This window comes from Salipiger sp. HF18 (assembly GCF_011806505.1).
Lineage (GTDB): Bacteria > Pseudomonadota > Alphaproteobacteria > Rhodobacterales > Rhodobacteraceae > Salipiger > Salipiger thiooxidans.
Window position 1 is genome coordinate 1 of the sequence record NZ_JAATOS010000565.1, and the last position, 2,415, is coordinate 2,415.

At 68.2% G+C, this 2,415-nt stretch carries 3 protein-coding genes; all 3 read right to left on the reverse strand.

The genetic code is table 11. The features are described 5' to 3' along the window. Positions 1–518 (reverse strand): NAD(P)H-dependent oxidoreductase (locus tag HC022_RS24140; protein ID WP_167454092.1); only part of this gene is annotated, 518 nt, incomplete at its 3' end. An 8-nt stretch (positions 519–526) separates the two neighbouring features. Then, entirely contained in the window at positions 527–1,798 is a 1,272-nt protein-coding gene (locus HC022_RS24145) for a TRAP transporter large permease (RefSeq protein ID WP_167454093.1), read from the reverse strand. Next, positions 1,795–2,376 carry a TRAP transporter small permease gene (locus HC022_RS24150; RefSeq protein WP_167454094.1) on the reverse strand — a complete coding sequence of 194 codons (582 nt, stop codon included), beginning with the start codon at positions 2,374–2,376 and terminating at the stop codon, positions 1,795–1,797. The genes HC022_RS24145 and HC022_RS24150 overlap by 4 nt, the downstream gene beginning before the upstream one ends. Positions 2,377–2,415: the final 39 nt, after the last annotated feature.

Genomic DNA, 2,415 nt, shown 5'->3' on the forward strand with positions numbered 1-2,415 from the left:
TTGCGGATCGGCATCAGCAGCGGGTCGATGGGGCCGTAGACACCCTCCTCCGAGAACCGCTCGGGCGTGCCGCCGGTGGTGACGCTGATCATCGCGCGGCGGCCCCGGAAGAGGCCGGTTTCGAAGCGCCGCCCGTCCACGTAGGCAAAGCCGTAGCTCAGCACCCGGTCGACCCAGCCCTTCATCAGCGCCGGCGGGCCGCCCCACCAGATCGGGAACTGCAGGATCACGTTGTCGGCCTCGGCCACCCGCGCCTGCTCGCGACGGATGTCCTCGGCGTAGGCGCCTTTGCGGGCGGCGTTGGCCTGTTCGGCCTGCACGTGGAAGCGCCCGGTGTCGGCGCGCAGGGTCACGTCATGCGGCCCCACGTCGGCGCGGAAGCCTTCGCCCGCGAGGTCCGAGACCGTGACCCGGTGCCCGGCCTGCCGCAGCGCGTCGGCGGTGCCCGCCGCGAGCGCGTGGTTGAACGAGCCCGGGTCGGGGTGGGCCACGACGATGAGGATGTTGCGTGCGGTCATGTCGGTCCTCAGTTCAGGAAGCTCGGGAAGAACAGCGACACCTGCGGCACCAGCGCGATCACCGCGAGCACCAGCAGGCAGATGCCCACCAGCGGTATCGCCTCGCGGATCACCTTGCCCACCGGCTCGCCCGAGATCGCCGAGGCGATGAACAGCAGGATCCCCACCGGCGGTGTCGCCATGCCGATGACCACGTTCAGCACCACCACGGTGCCGAACTGCACCGGGTCCATGCCGATCAGCGCCTGGAACTTCATCAGGATCGGCATCGTCAGGATGAGGATCGAGATCGGCTCGAGGAACATGCCCAGCACCAGCAGGAAGATGTTGAGCAGCAGCAGGATCATCCACGGGTTCTCGGTCAGCGAGAGCATGGCGTCGGCGATCAGCTGCGGCACCTGCTCCAGCGTGAAGACGAAAGAGACGATGCTGGCCATCGAGGTGATGAAGAGGATCGAGGTCGACACCAGCGCGGTGGCGATCAGCGCGTCCCAGACCCGCGTCAGCGTGAGGTCGCGGTAGACGAAGCCGATGATGAGCGCATAGCCCACCGCCACGGCGGCGGCCTCGGTGGGGGTGAAGATGCCGGCCTTGATGCCGACGAGGATGATCAGCGGCAGCAGCAGCGCGGGCAGGGTGCGGCGGGGGGGGGCGAGGCGCTCGCGCCCCGTCATCCGCGGCGTGACCGGGAAGCCGTCGCGTTTGGCGCGCCAGCTCGCGTAGATCAGCAGGCCCGAGGCGATGCCGATGCCCGGCATGATCCCCGCAAGGAAGAGCTGCCCGATGGAGGCGCCCGAGAGCACCCCGTAGATGATCATGGTGATCGACGGCGGGATGATCGGCCCCATCACCGAGCTCACCGCGATGAGGGCGGCGGCATAGGCGGGGGGCATGCCCTGCTTGGCCATCGACGGGATCAGGATCGAGCCGAGCGCCGAGGCCTCGGCGGTGGCGCTTCCCGAGATCCCCGCGAAGAAGCCCGAGGACAGGATCGAGACCGACGACATGCCGCCGCGGCGGTGGCCGACCATGGCGCGGGCGAAGGTCACGATGCGCGTCGTGACGCCGCCCACGTTCATCAGCGCGCCCGCCAGCAGGAAGAGCGGGATAGTCAGCAGGACGAACTGGTCGACCCCCGCGATCATCCGCTGTGGCAGCATCAGCGCCATCATGCCGTTGCCCGAGAGGTAGAGATAGGCGGTGCCCGCGATGCCGAGCGCCAGCGCGATGGGCACGCCGGTGGCGAGGAAGCCCGCAAAAAGGAGGAAGAAGCTGCTCATGTGGTTCCGGCCGATGTCCTGTCGGCGTCAGACGCCGTATCTTCGAGATTGTCGACGACCTGCCGGCGGAAACTGACCGCCAGGTCTGCGAGCACGTGCAGCGCCAGCAGCGCGAGGCCCACGGTCACGCTTACGTAGACCCAGCGGATCGAGAGCCCGAGGGCCTCGCCCGAAAGCGCGGTCCAGATGAAGTCGAGCGCGGGGATGGTCTGACGGTCGAAGCGCGAGGCGAAATCCCAGCCATACCAGGCCATGAGCCCGAGAAAGACCACGATGGGCACCGCCATCACCGCCTTCAGCAGCCAGCGCAGGCGCGGGCTCAGCAGCGAGGGCACGAACTCCAGCGCCACGAACTCGCCCTTGGAGAAGGCAAGGCCCAGCACGAGGAAGGTCTGCCAGATCAGCAGGTAGCGGCAAAGCTCCTCGGCCCAGATCAGGCTGCCTCCCAGAATGTAGCGCCAGAACACCTGCGCCAGCATGATCGCGACGATCAGCAGCATGCTGACCCCGGCGAGGGTGCGCACGAGCCACACGTAGCCGGTGACGAAACGGGCGAGAGGCCCGGTTCTGTCCTGCATCGGTTTCATCCTTCCTGTGGGGTGTCCCGCGGCGGCGCC

Bases quoted from the DNA above. Each gene is read 5' to 3' on its own strand.
- HC022_RS24145 (WP_167454093.1), bottom strand. From the start codon at position 1,798: ATGAGCAGCTTCTTCCTCCTTTTTGCGGGCTTCCTCGCCACCGGCGTG.
- HC022_RS24150 (WP_167454094.1), bottom strand. From the start codon at position 2,376: ATGCAGGACAGAACCGGGCCTCTCGCCCGTTTCGTCACCGGCTACGTG.